The 12491-nt window shown below is 61.5% G+C and carries 9 protein-coding genes, 1 tRNA gene and 2 pseudogenes; 8 read left to right on the top strand and 4 right to left on the bottom strand.

Features of this window, described 5'->3' with window-relative positions; translation table 11 throughout:
• From KYK29_RS21755 to KYK29_RS21735, 5 genes and pseudogenes are all read left to right on the top strand, one after another.
• Nucleotides 1-441: pseudogene (locus KYK29_RS21755) on the top strand (P-type conjugative transfer protein TrbL); the annotation flags it as partial.
• Complete coding sequence (gene trbF, locus KYK29_RS21750; protein WP_254692979.1) at nucleotides 438-1127, top strand: conjugal transfer protein TrbF; 690 nt, start codon at nucleotides 438-440, stop codon at nucleotides 1125-1127. The pseudogene KYK29_RS21755 and the gene trbF, both read left to right, overlap by 4 nt.
• Nucleotides 1124-2125, top strand: coding sequence for a P-type conjugative transfer protein TrbG (gene trbG / locus KYK29_RS21745; RefSeq protein WP_254692978.1), 1002 nt, complete (start codon nucleotides 1124-1126; stop codon nucleotides 2123-2125). Before trbF ends, trbG begins: the two co-directional genes overlap by 4 nt.
• Nucleotides 2122-3258 carry a TraB/TrbI/VirB10 family type IV secretion system protein gene (locus KYK29_RS21740; RefSeq protein ID WP_254692977.1) on the top strand — a complete coding sequence of 379 codons (1137 nt, stop codon included), beginning with the start codon at nucleotides 2122-2124 and terminating at the stop codon, nucleotides 3256-3258. The genes trbG and KYK29_RS21740 overlap by 4 nt, the downstream gene beginning before the upstream one ends.
• Nucleotides 3259-3260: 2 nt before the next feature.
• The gene (locus tag KYK29_RS21735) at nucleotides 3261-3485 is read left to right on the top strand and encodes a DUF2274 domain-containing protein (RefSeq protein WP_254692976.1); all 225 of its coding nucleotides are present in this window, start codon (nucleotides 3261-3263) and stop codon (nucleotides 3483-3485) included.
• Here KYK29_RS21735 and KYK29_RS21730 read toward each other — a convergent pair.
• Complete coding sequence (locus tag KYK29_RS21730; RefSeq protein ID WP_254692975.1) at nucleotides 3482-4360, bottom strand: LysR family transcriptional regulator; 879 nt, start codon at nucleotides 4358-4360, stop codon at nucleotides 3482-3484. The genes KYK29_RS21735 and KYK29_RS21730 overlap by 4 nt on opposite strands.
• A gap of 267 nt (nucleotides 4361-4627) precedes the next feature.
• Complete coding sequence (locus KYK29_RS21725) at nucleotides 4628-6052, bottom strand: MFS transporter (RefSeq protein WP_254692974.1); 1425 nt, start codon at nucleotides 6050-6052, stop codon at nucleotides 4628-4630.
• Between the two features lie 574 nt (nucleotides 6053-6626).
• Between KYK29_RS21725 and KYK29_RS21720 the strand changes: the two genes are divergently transcribed.
• Both KYK29_RS21720 and KYK29_RS22600 read left to right on the top strand, forming a co-directional pair.
• Nucleotides 6627-7187, top strand: coding sequence for a GNAT family N-acetyltransferase (locus KYK29_RS21720; protein WP_254692973.1), 561 nt, complete (start codon nucleotides 6627-6629; stop codon nucleotides 7185-7187).
• 969 nt (nucleotides 7188-8156) lie between these two features.
• Nucleotides 8157-9200, top strand: a pseudogene (locus KYK29_RS22600) (recombinase family protein); the annotation flags it as partial.
• 576 nt (nucleotides 9201-9776) lie between these two features.
• Here the strand turns inward: KYK29_RS22600 and KYK29_RS21700 are convergent.
• Both KYK29_RS21700 and KYK29_RS21695 read right to left on the bottom strand, forming a co-directional pair.
• Nucleotides 9777-9866: transfer RNA gene (locus KYK29_RS21700), tRNA-Ser, on the bottom strand.
• A gap of 481 nt (nucleotides 9867-10347) precedes the next feature.
• Nucleotides 10348-11469 (bottom strand): Gfo/Idh/MocA family protein, encoded by a 1122-nt coding sequence (locus tag KYK29_RS21695; RefSeq protein WP_254692969.1) that lies wholly within the window; start codon nucleotides 11467-11469, stop codon nucleotides 10348-10350.
• A 154-nt stretch (nucleotides 11470-11623) separates the two neighbouring features.
• On the opposite strand from KYK29_RS21695, the gene KYK29_RS21690 reads away from it, so the two are divergent.
• The gene (locus tag KYK29_RS21690; protein WP_254692968.1) at nucleotides 11624-12490 is read left to right on the top strand and encodes a MurR/RpiR family transcriptional regulator; all 867 of its coding nucleotides are present in this window, start codon (nucleotides 11624-11626) and stop codon (nucleotides 12488-12490) included.
• The last annotated feature ends 1 nt before the right edge of the window (nucleotide 12491 follow it).

Below are 12491 nucleotides of genomic sequence, written 5' to 3'. Positions count from 1 at the left end.
GCGGCCGTCCGCGGCGGCGCGACGGCCGCGGGCGCGGCAACCGCGGCCTATAGCGTCGGCGCGCTCGGCCAGTCTGGCGCGGCCGGTGTCGCTTCCGGCCTTGGCGGTGTTGCCCGCGCCGCAGGATCGGCGGCCGTCTCTCCCTTGAAGCGCGCCGTCTCGAAAGCCACCGAATCCGTCAAATCAAGCTTTTCCGGTGGCGCACGCGCGGCTTTTGGCATGACCGGCGGTTCTTCCACCGCAGGCACGGTCGGCGGCACTAGCGCCGATCCTGTCGCAGCAGCATCCGGCCCGGCCGGCAGCCCGCCCGCATGGGCGCAGCGGATGCGTCGCTCGCAGGCCATGAACCACGGCACCACCATGGCAGCCCATGCGGTGCGCTCCGGCGACAGCCACGGCTCCGGTTCCTCCATCAGCCTTTCCGAAAGTGACCGCTCATGAGCATCTTCAAACGACCAGCAACCCATTACGGCAAATCGCCGGAACCCGAGACGCCCTATCAGAAGGCCGCGCAGGCATGGGACGAGCGCATCGGCTCGGCCCGCGTGCAGGCGAAGAACTGGCGGCTCATGGCCTTCGGCTCGCTGATCCTGTCCGCCGGCTTCGCCTCGGCGCTGGTCTGGCAGTCCGCACGTGGGACCGTGGTGCCGTGGGTGGTGCAGGTGGACAATCTCGGTCAGGCGCAGACCGTTGCGCCCGCCAACGCCGACTATCGCCCCACCGATCCGCAGATCGCTTTCCATCTCGGCCGCTTCATCGAACAGGTGCGCGCGATTCCGGCCGACGCGATCATTGTCCGCCAGAACTGGCTTCGGGCGTATGAGTGGACCACGGATCGCGGCGCGGCGGCATTGAACGACTACGCCCGCGCCAATGATCCCTTCACGCGCGTCGGTCGCCAGCAGGTCGCCGTCGAGGTGTCCAGCGTCATCCGGGCCTCGCCCAACAGTTTCCGCGTCGCGTGGACGGAAAGGCATTTCGAGAACAGCCAGCTTTCCACGACCGAACGATGGACGGCCATCCTGACCATCGTGATCCAGCCCCCGCGCGACGCCGAGCGTCTGCGCGCCAATCCGCTGGGAATTTACGTCAATGCAATTTCGTGGTCGCGGGAGATGAGCCAATGAGGGCGATCACCCACACCCCGGCAATCGCGGCCGTGCTGCTTTCGGCCACCATGCTCGCAGGCTGCGCCACCAACCGGACGCCGCAATTCAGCTACGACGCCAGCGTGCCGCCGCTGCCGACCGTGCAGGCGACCGTCACCAACGACACGCCCCGGCCGCTGCACACGCCTCCGGCATGGACCGTGGCGCGGGGCGGCGAGGCTGCCGGCACACCGACCGGCCGCGTTGAGAACGCCAATGCCGCCGCCCGTGTCGAGCCGCGCCGCGAAGGCTACTACAACGCGATCCAGATATATCCGTGGAGCGAAGGCGCGCTCTATCAGGTCTATGCCGCAGTCGGACAGATCACCACGATCGCGCTGGAGCCGGGTGAGAGCCTGACAGGCGCGGGGCCGATCGCAGCCGGCGACACCGCCCGCTGGATCATCGGCGACACCGAGAGCGGCAGCGGTGCAAACCGCCGCGTCCATATCCTCGTGAAGCCGACGCGGCCGGACATTTCCACCAACCTTGTCGTCACCACCGACCGGCGCACATACATGCTCGAGCTGCGCGCGCGGGAATCGCTCTACATGCCGGCCGTGGCATGGGCCTATCCGGCACCGCCTGCCGGCCAGCGCCAGACGGTCCCGGTCGCACCCGTCATTCCGGCCGAGGCGGCGCGGAACTATCGCTACGCCTTACAGGTGCAGGGCGACAGCCCGCCATGGCGGCCGGTTTCCGTCTTCGACGATGGCAGGCGCGTCTATGTCGTCTTCCCGGCCGGGATCGTGCAGGGCGAGATGCCGCCGATCTTCGTGCTTGGATCGAACGGCGAGCCGCAGATCGTCAATTCCCGCATCCACCAGAACGTCCTGATCGTGGACCGCCTGTTCGGCGCGGCCGAGTTGCTCCTTGGTAGCGGAAACCGCCAGCAGGTCGTCAGGATCGTCCGCACCAACCCGACGCAGGCCGCCGTCACACAGCCCGCCAGCGCGACCGGAGGCTCCCCGTCATGACAGACAACACGATTACCGATACCGCCGCACCCATGCGGCTGCGCGCCGAACCGCCCCGCGTCACCCGCCTGTCCCGCAAGATGCTGGCAGGCGTCGGAGCCGTCGCGCTTCTCGGCATCGGCGGGGCGCTGATTTACGCGCTCCAGACCCGCGATGCAGGATCGGGCGGCGACGAACTCTATTCGACCGAGAACCGCCCCACGGCGGACGGCTTGTCCGGCCTGCCGCGCGACTACACCGGCCCCGTCTTGGGGCCGGCATTGCCGGGCGACCTCGGCCGTCCGATCCTCGACGCGCAGAACCGGGGCCAGCCCGTTGCACCGCCTGTCATGACGACGCCCGCAGTCGATCCCGAGGAACAGCGCCGGCTCGCAGAGGAAGAAGCCGCGCGCTTGAGCAACGTCTTTTTCCAGTCCGGCCCGCGCACGGGATCGCCGGCAGGAACGGCCACGCCCGGCCTTGCCGGGCTTGGCCTCGGCGGGCAGCCCGCGACACAGGATCGCCACGCGGCGTTTCTCAACGGGCCGGTGGATCGGCAGACCGTCGCCCCGGATCGCGTTGCGCCGCCGGTATCGCCCTATATCCTTCAGGCCGGGGCCGTGATCCCCGCCGCACTCATCACCGGCATCCGTTCCGACCTTCCGGGCCAGATCACCGCGCAGGTGACGGAGAACGTCTATGACAGCCCGACCGGCTCGCTGCTCCTGATCCCGCAGGGAACGCGCATCATCGGCCAGTATGATGACGGCGTGACCTTCGACCAGCGCCGCGTGTTGCTAGTCTGGAACCGCCTGATCCTGCCGGGCGGCCGTTCCATCGTTCTGGAGCGCCTGCCGGGCGCGGACGCCAGCGGCTACGCCGGCCTTGAGGATGGCGTCGATTATCACTGGTGGGATCTGATGAAAGCCGCAGGGCTGTCCACGCTGCTCGCGGTCGGAACCGAACTTGCCACCAGCGACGAGGACCGGCTGATCCGCGCCATCCGCGACGGGGCGCAGGATACCGTCAATCAGGCCGGCCAGCAGATCGTCCAGCGCCAGTTGCAGGTCGCGCCGACGCTGACCGTCCGGCCCGGCTTCCCGGTCAGGATCATCGTCACCCGCGACCTTGTATTCGAGCCGGCAGGACGTTGACCATGACCAGGCTGAAACTCGGCCCGCTTCCCGACGACAAGCCCGTGAAGGTGACGGTGGAGCTACCCGCGCCGCTTCACCGCGATCTGGTCGCCTATGCCGAGGTGCTGGCGCGCGAAAGCGGCCAGCCCGTCGCCGATCCCGCCAAGCTCATCGTGCCGATGCTTCAACACTTCATCGCCACGGATCGCGGTTTCGCCAAGGCACGGCGAAGTCTGCAACGCTAGATAGTGGCGCGCCTGCATGCAAGATCGAGCAACCCGCGAAGGGCCTTGCCGCGATTGTAAGGGGACCAGACGGCTCCGAATCTGATCGGCTCGGGTTCGTCCATGACCGGAACGAAGGCCACGCCCGAGACAGCGATCCTGCTGGTAGCCTCGCTGACAAGCGTGACGCCATAGCCGGCCCCAACCATCGATAACAAGGTGCAGCGATCTACGTCGCATCGCTGCACCTTCGCTTGAAGCCCACGTTCACCTAGCCGGCGCGCAATGTGTTCATGCGCCTGCGGGCCGGTTCCACCATAACGGACAAGGAAAACATCATCTCGAAAATCGTTCCAAGAAAGGCCATTTCCGTGCGCGCGAGGATCGTTTTCTGCTACCGCGATGAAGAGGGGTTCGGTCCAGAGCGGCCGCGAATGGCAATCGGGAATTTCCTTTATCGCCGCAACGAACGCCACGTCTAGCCGCCCTTCACGAACCCGAGAGATTGCTTCCCGCGCGCGTCCATCAAAAAATTCCATTTCGATATTTGGCCACGCTCGACGATAGGAATGTAATAGTTCTGAGAGGAAACCTACCGATATCGGTGAGGGAACAGCAACTCTAATCCTACCAGCTTTACCGCTCTGGATCATAGCTGCTGTCGATACTGCATGGTCAATTTGCTCGATTCCGACCGCAACCCGTGCGACAAAGTTTTGTCCCGCTTCCGTGAGCCTAACGCCTCGGGTGTTGCGCTCAAATATTGTGATGCCGAGTTCTTCCTCCAGTGCCCGAACTCGTGCGCTAACGCTCGACTGGCTAGTTCCCAACGCGGTAGCGGCATGGCGGAAATTCAAATGCTCGGCAACGGCTATCGCATGCAAAAGTGCGGTCAACGGTACCCGACGGCCTAACCGAGAATACGGAAAACTTTTGTCGCATCGCTCATCATATGAACGCCTTCTCATGATTGGCGCTCCTGAAATTCTCGATTAATCGCAAGCCTCCAGTGCGCTGTATTGCGAAAGACGCACATGCCTTCAACTCCGCGAGATGTTGGCCGCCATGAACAGTCCTCTCCGCACCATGGGATTTCTGTTGGAACTGTGGAGGTGATCGGCCGGGACGGGAGGCGTTAGCGCCTCCCGTAGATTACACTTGTTTTATGACTCGCAGCGGGCTGGAGAATTGGGTTTAACCAGCCGTTTTGAAGCGATACCGCTTGCGATGAACGCGGCAACAACCAGTCCTGTTACTGCAAACCCACTGCTCAATAGATACGGAGACACCCCGGCCATCGATGGCGAGAAACCCATGCCAATGTACAGCGCAACCCCGGTAGAGCCGCCGAGCTGGTCAGCCGCGCGCTGAACACCAGATGCAACTCCAGCATCATCGTCGGTGACGTCAGTTACAGCTACGTATTGCAGTCCGATAAGACCTAAGCCCATCCCAAATGCCGTCAATAGCATTGCAGGCACTAATGCCGATACGGGCGCGTCAACTTGGTCGGCCAGCGCTATCAACATCAATCCAAGCGCCGCGAAGATAATCCCGGCGAGAGAGCAATTGCGTGCCCCCCACCGACCTAGCAACCGAGGAACTACGAGCACTGCAATGACTAGGCAGGCCGCCAACGGCACGAGCATCAAGCCCGACTGCAATGCGGATAATCTAAGCCGATCCTGCAGGGAAAACGTGAAGAGTAGGAAAGAGGTTGATAAGGCTGCGCTCAGGAGAGCGGTGGTGAGATTGGCGCGCGTTCTTGACCGATTGCGAAAGAAGGATAGGGGGATCACGGGATTTCGTGCGCGCCTTTCGACTTTAACAAAAAGCGCTGCTGCTACTAATGCTCCGACAAATGCGAAGAGTGGAAACCACCCAATCTCTCTTTCATTTCCAAATTCAACTATGCCATAGGAAAGTAACAGAGGTGCACAGGTCAGCAGTATCGATCCGAGCACATCGAGGGGTTTGCGATCTCGAGGCTTGTCACGCGGCAATATTGCTGCAGCAGTCACGAGAATGAGTACCACGATCGGAACCGCAATCAGGAATATCCATCTCCACCCGAGAAACTGGACAATTATGCCAGATAGGAGAAACCCTAAGACCAGACCGCAACTGGAGATAGCCGCCCATATGCTTAGGGCCCTTGAGCGAGCAGAACCGTCCGGGAAGAGTAGCACAATCATCGCCATGGCGGCCGGAAGGGCCAACGCCTCTCCGACCCCCTGGAGTATCCGAGCAATAACAAGAACGAAGAACGAGCCTGCCAAACCCGCTGCAAGGGAAGCCAGGCCAAAAACAATTGCTCCGATGAAAAGAAGATTGCGACGCCCGAAGGCATCAGCCAGACGTCCGCCGAGCATCAGCAGCCCGCCGCCCGTGACAGTATAGGCGATAACGACCCATGGCAGCGTGTTCTGCTCAACGTCAAACGCGCGACCGATTGAAGGCAGCGCGATATTGACGATAGTTACATCGACCGCGATGAGAAATTGCAATACCGACAGGCAGGTAAGTACGACCCATGGACGTACCGCCAACGCGCGATTAGACCGCGCCATAAGAATATATCGAAACACAGGAAAAGTCCGCTGCTGTAGTGAGAACAACGGCGAAGCAACACATGCTACGCCGAGCTAACTCCCAGCGACGGAACGTGAAAAATGCCTAAGAACGTTCCGCCGCTAGCGGAGCGTTCTGGTCACTGCGGAGGCAGCTGCGGCCGATTCAGGATCAAGACTAATCATGGGCAGAAAAATGCCATAGCATCTTCAATATGTCAATTGGGACGATCTATAGTCTTGTCACGCATGCCGACTAGTTGGAAGAATGTCGCGCGCCGAGGTACACGCCGCGCGCTTGAGCAACGAGTTTTTTCCAGTGCGGCCCGCGCACGGGAGCGTCAGCTGAAACGGCCTTGCCGCAGCCGATCCCGTCAAACTCATCGTGCCCATGCTGGAGCGGTTCATCGTTACGGATCGCGCTTCGCCAAGGCACGGCGGAACTTCCATAAAACTGAGATTGGCTGCTTCCGACCCCGTTTCAGTTGTTCATGCCAGGAGGCAAGGATGCTTAAACCGGACCTTGCGGGTGGCTGTGGTTTTGGATCATATCTGTCGAATATTTCGAGATCTTTGCGGCAGAGTGCTTCCCATGTCGAATCAGTCGGTGCTTAGAACTGGCGTTAAGATGATTGAGCGAGTCAGCAAGCTATCTGCCGTTGCCGTGGCAAGCGCAGATTTTTCCTTTACCGTATTTGAAAAAGCGCTCCTTCCTTTCAACGAGGAAGGTTTGGGGAAGATCAAAACAATTCCGGCCTACGAGAAAACTTGTGTTCGCGATGATGATCTCTATGTCGAGCCGAATGATACTTGTCGCATGATTGCGACGGCCAGCGTGAAAGGGGAGGTTGTCGGTTATGTCGCTGTTTCTCGGTCTTGGAATGGGTGTGCGCAAATCGATGAAATCATGATTTCACGGCCTCACCGTGGGGCCGGAATAGGTCGAGCGCTGATGGACGAGGCGGTGCTCTGGGCCAAGCAGAACAATCTGTCGATCATGCGAGTGGAAACTCAGAATACCAACGTCGCAGCGTGCCGTTTCTACGAGCGCTACGGTTTCAAGTTGGGCGGCTTTGATCGTCACCTGTACGATGCCGTTGACACAGATCAGCGCGCCGAAACTGCTTTATTCTGGTATCTTCCTCTCGGCTGACAGTGGCCGTCTACGGTGCTTAGCCGCTTGACCCTCTCGACGCTGGAAGACCGCTTCCACGCACTGCCAGACCAAAAGCCGCCCTTCGGCTTCCCACCCCACCCCAAGTATGCCATAGAATTGAGTCTAAGGGTGCCGCCAGCGCATATGCTCAAATGCGGCACGCTACAGGCCGCAGACTTCCCTCCATGGTTCGATTGATTGCGGAGTTGTGACGCTCCGAATTCACTAGAATCAAGGAGTTTTCTATGTGCGCGGAGCCCCATCAGACCCGAGAAGAACGGCCTCTACAGCCTATTCACACTGCACTTCCCAACGATCTGTTCGACTACGCTGACGATCCTGCGCCACGCATCAGCCCGCCTCGCGGCGGTCCGTCCCATGTTTTCGATGTCGAAAGGCTCCCCGTCATCGACGACTGGCCGGAGTATGTGCCAATCACCGAGGCTGAAATCCAAGTCTTCGAGCGTTGGTTTGCCGATTTCTTTGACGAGATGTTCGGCCCAATCGATCTGCCTGATGACTTAAAGAGGTTATCGTATTATGATAACGAAAAACCTTAGCCGGATGATCGGGCGATGCCATGTCAATATTGAGGGTCGGTATTGCCGACCCAGAGGAAATGAAATCGCGAACCCAGCGAATCGCTAGAGGCGAGGAAAGGCCTCGCACTGGCGAGCCAACTGTGTGGTTTGCTTCGACCATGTCATTCGCGAAGCTCCTCTCACCAGCCAATTGCGAGTTGCTTCGCCTAATTCGTGAACAGGAGCCGGAATCGCTGGAGGAACTGGCACAGATCACGGGGCGCGCGAAATCCAACCTGTCCCGAACACTCAAAACCATGGCGGCCTGCGGCCTTGTCCGGATGGAGAAGGGCAAGGGGCTCAGGCTGGTGCCCAGGCTCATCCATGACCGGGTAGAGCTGGTCCTGCCATTGGTCGAACGCCGCAAGACGAAAGGAACCCGCAAATGAACGCTAAATCGCCAACCGTTGCCGTGCGGGCCGCTCTCTATCTGCGCGTCTCGACCACGCGGCAGGCCGAACACGATGTTTCCATTCCCGACCAGAAGCGGCAAGGCGAAGCCTGGTGCGAGTCGCGCGGCTTTCAGCTTGTCGAGACCTTCGTTGAGCCCGGTGCCTCGGCGACCAATGACCGGCGGCCCGAGTTCCAGCGCATGATCGAAGCGGGCACGTCCAAGCCTGCGCCCTTTGACGTTGTCGTGGTCCATTCGTTCAGCCGCTTCTTCCGCGATCACTTCGAGCTGGAGTTTTACGTCAGAAAGCTCGCCAAAAACGGCATCAAGCTGGTCTCCATCACTCAGGAAATGGGCGATGATCCCATGCACGTCATGATGCGGCAGATCATGGCGCTGTTCGATGAATATCAATCCAAGGAAAACGCCAAGCACGTCACCCGCGCCTTGAAGGAAAACGCCCGTCAAGGCTTCTGGAACGGTTCGCTGCCACCGGTCGGCTACCGGGTCGTAGATGCCGAGCAGCGCGGTGCCAAGACCAAGAAGAAGCTGGAGATCGACCCGTTGCATGCCGACACGATCCGCTTGATCTACCGTCTTGCGCTGGAAGGCGATGGCGATAGCGGCCAGATGGGCGTGAAGGCCATCGTCAAGTATCTTAACGCCAAGGGTATCTTCACCCGCGACGGTGGTCGTTGGGGCATCGGCCAGGTTCACCGCGTTCTGACGCGCCGCACCTATATCGGTGAACATGAGTGGGGCAAGCGCAGCAAACATAATGATGCGCGCTCACCCGGTGAGATCGTCATCGTGCCAGTTCCGGCGATCATCGAGCGCGAAACGTTCGATCAGGTTCAGGCACTACTACAGGCGCGCAACCCCAAGACCGAAATGCCTGCTCGCGTGGTCATAGGGCCGACCTTGCTGACCGGCATCTGCTATTGCGGCAACTGCGGAGGGGCGATGACCATCCGCACCGGCAAAAGCGGACGCTACCGCTACTATGCCTGTTCCATCAAGGCCCGACAGGGCGAGACAGGTTGTAAAGGCCGAGCGATCCCGATGGACAAGCTCGACACCATGGTCGTCAACCATATTGAAGATCGGCTGCTTGATCCTGAACGGCTTGAGGACCTCCTCGGCAGCGTTCTCGGCCGCCGCTCTGAACAGGCCGAACGGCGCAAGCAACACATCGATGAGTTGGAACGACGGGCCACAGAATCGGAACTGCGCCTGAAGCGGCTCTACGATGCCATCGAGGCGGGAGTGGCCGATCTGGATGATCCGGCGTTGAAGGAGCGGATAGTTGGCCTGAAGGTTATTCGCGACCAGGCCCGTGTGGATGCCGACCGCGCGCAAGCCATGCTCGATAGTCCCGGCCACTCTGCAATCAGTCCCGAGATGATACGGCGCTTTTCGAAAGTTGCGCGCGACCGTATCCGCAACCGTGAGGGCGGCTATCGGCGGGATCACCTGCGGGCACTGGCGCAACGAGTCGAGGTCGCAGACGATGCCGTTCGTATCATGGGATCGAAGACGGAACTGCTGAGAATGCTTTCTTCTGGAAACGTGCGGCCATCGGCGGCGATTGGCGTGCCCAGAAGCGGACCGAAGTGGCGGAGAGGAAGGGATTCGAACCCTCGATACCGTTTCCGGTATACTCCCTTAGCAGGGGAGCGCCTTCGACCACTCGGCCACCTCTCCGTTGCCCGCGTTCTAAGGATTTCGGGAGATTTGGCAAGAGACCAAATTGCAGATAAATGCGGTTCGTTGCAGAAGAATGCGAGAACGTGGTGGGGAAGTGGGGGAAAATCGCGGGAATGCGTTCTCTCGCTGTTCTGTCGTCCACATATTTCACAAGATGTGGATAATTTCGCAAATCATTGCCTGAACCACGCCACCGTCTGCATCACCGATTCTCTCCAAGGATCCCGAGAGCGGCGATTTCCAATCACTTCGCAACCGCGCCTATGAGGCCTTTCGCGCCTTGTTTACCAGATCGGTCAGGGCTGAGGACTACACGTATGTCGGCCCTCAAAACGAATGGTTTGACGTCCACGCCACCATGTAGCTCTCCATAACCGCATCGTCATGATCGGCCGCCCGGCACTTCGGGACGGCGCGATCGCGGCAGGAGCACCGGCATGGCCACCGCCGTGCGCCGGTCACGGCGGGGTCATGGACTTCAGCCGGCGTCGATGTCGATCCAGCGGCCTTCGCGGAAGGAGCGGGCCATCGCGTGGACCGATTTTTCGATGCGCAGGCCGTGATTGAAGTCGATCGCATGGGCGGCCATGCCGGCGATCGCGGCGATCAGTTCACGGCATTCGATCACCTTGAGATCATTGAACCCGAGACCGTGGCCGGGTGCGGGAATGAAGCGATCGTAGGGTTTGTGATGCGGCGCGGTCAGGATGGTGGCATAGCCCTGCTCGCTCGCCCGCCCCGCGGTCGTGTAAAGCTGGAATTCGTTCATCCGCTCCTGATCGTAGAGGATCGAGCCCTTCGAGCCATAGACCTGGAGGGCGATCCGCCCCTTGCGGCCCCAGGCCGAGCGATTGGCCATCAGCACGCCCGAGACGCCGCCCGGTAGCCGCATGAGGACGCTGGCGATATCATGGTTCTCGACGGCGCGCCGGCCGCCGTCCTGCAACGGACGGTCCGCATAGGGCCGGGCAAGTTCGGCGATCACCGCCTCGACATGGCCGAACAGGCACCACAGCAGCGACAGCGGATGCACCGCGAAGTCGTCCAGCGCGCCATAGCCGGAGGCCGCCTCGCTTTTCCAGTAGAACGGCGCGTCCGGGTCGGCCATGAAATCCTCGTCCATCTCGACCCGCACATGATTGACCGTGCCGATGGCGCCTTCGTCCAGCAGGCTGCGGATGTGGCGGATGGCCGGGTTCTGGATATAGTTGTAGCCCATAACGGCGACCCGCCCGGAGGATCGGGCTGCCGCCAGCATGCGCTCGGCATCGGCGAAAGCCGGCGCCATCGGCTTCTCGCACCAGACATGCTTGCCCGCCTCCAGCGCGGCGATGGCCATCTCCGCGTGGAACTGGTTGGGCGTGGTGACGGAAACGACGTCGACCTCCGGGTCGTCGATCAGCCTGCGCCAGTTGTCCGTCGCCCGGGCGAAGCCGAATTCACGGGCGCGGCTCGACGCCAGTTCCGCATCGGCCTCGGCCAGATGCACCAGCCGGGGGCGCTCCACATCGCCGAACACCGCGCTGACATTGTTCCAGGCAAGCGCGTGGCACTTGCCCATGTATCCCGTGCCGATCAATCCGATTCCGAGGGCCTTCATGCCGCGTCCTCCATCCGGTATGTTTGTGTCGGGGCCGTAGCGCCGTCCTGCATGTTTAGCGGGGAAAATATGGAACGAAAACTATCTTTTCCAGAGTGAATGGAATATTTATTTCACACCATCCAAGCGCTTCGGCGCAGAGGCCCGGATACCCATGAGCAGGAACGAACCGCCCCAGGCGCGTGTGCCGCGCGATTTCGACAGTTTGCGCAGCGTCATCATCGAACGCAAGACCGCGATGCCGAAACGGCTGGCCCAGGTGGCCGCCTATGCGCTCGACAATCCGGACGAGATGGCCTTCGGCACGGCCGCCAGCATCGCCGCCGCGGCCGATGTGCAGCCTTCGACGCTGGTGCGCCTCGCCCACCATCTCGGCTACGAGGGTTTTTCCGATCTCCAGAACGTTTTCCGCGCGCGCCTGCGCGACCGCACGCTGTCCTATGAGGAGCGCCTGCTGTCGCTCGAATCGGGGCCTGCCGCCAATAGCGACACGGAACTGCTCTCCGGCTTCCTGACGGCGGCAAGCCAGTCGGTCGCGCGGCTGGCGAGCGCCATCGACGGGGAGACCTTCACGCGGGCCGTCGATCTGCTGGCGCGCGCCGAAACGATCTTCCTCGTCGCCAAGCGGCGCTCCTATCCGCTGACGGCCCATATCGCCTATGCCTGCGGCAAGCTCGGCATCCGCCACCAGATCGTCGCCTCGCCGAACGGTATCGACGCCGAGATCGTGCAACTGGCGACACCGCGCGACGCGGTGATCGCCGCCAGTTTCGCCCCCTATGCCGCCGAGAGCCTCCATCAGGCGCAGGAACTGGCCGGGCGCGGCGTGCCGATCGTCGCGATCACGGATTCGGCCTTCTCGCCGCTCGCCACCTGCGCCACCTGCTGGTTCGAGGTTTCGGAGGCCGACTATGCCGGCTTCCGCTCGCTCTCCGCATCGATGGCGCTGGCCATGGCGCTGCCGGTCGCCATCGCGGACAAGCGGCGCGGCCGGCAGCGGAACACGGCCGCAACAAAATAGA

The organism is Shinella daejeonensis (assembly GCF_024281235.1).
In the GTDB taxonomy this organism is placed as follows: domain Bacteria; phylum Pseudomonadota; class Alphaproteobacteria; order Rhizobiales; family Rhizobiaceae; genus Shinella; species Shinella daejeonensis.
Note: the sequence above shows the minus strand (reverse complement) of the source record. Positions and strands in the feature narration are given on the sequence as shown.